Origin of the sequence: Pollutimonas rozaliensis (genome assembly GCF_048751585.1) — a bacterium.
In the GTDB taxonomy this organism is placed as follows: Bacteria; Pseudomonadota; Gammaproteobacteria; order Burkholderiales; family Burkholderiaceae_B.
This window is the reverse complement of the sequence record NZ_JAZHOB010000256.1, coordinates 1-252: the sequence shown is the minus strand read 5'-3', so window position 1 is coordinate 252 and position 252 is coordinate 1. Positions and strand designations below refer to the sequence as shown.

At 64.3% G+C, this 252-nt stretch carries 1 protein-coding gene; it reads left to right on the top strand.

The window, feature by feature from the left end; all coding sequences use genetic code 11:
• Nucleotides 1–252: rod shape-determining protein (locus V0R37_RS22810; RefSeq protein WP_420376649.1), on the top strand; the 252-nt coding region annotated here is incomplete at both ends.

Below are 252 nucleotides of genomic sequence, written 5' to 3'. Positions count from 1 at the left end.
GCCGACTTTACCGTTACCGAGCAGATGCTCCAGCACTTCATTCGCAAGGTGCATCAGAGCACGTTTCTGACGCCCAGCCCGCGTGTCCTGGTCTGCGTGCCCTGCATGTCGACTCAGGTAGAGCGCCGTGCCATCCGCGAGTCCGCCGAAGGGGCGGGTGCCCGCGAAGTCTTCCTGATCGAAGAGCCCATGGCTGCGGCCATCGGCGCAGGCTTGCCGGTAGAAGAAGCGCAGGGGTCGATGGTGGTGGAC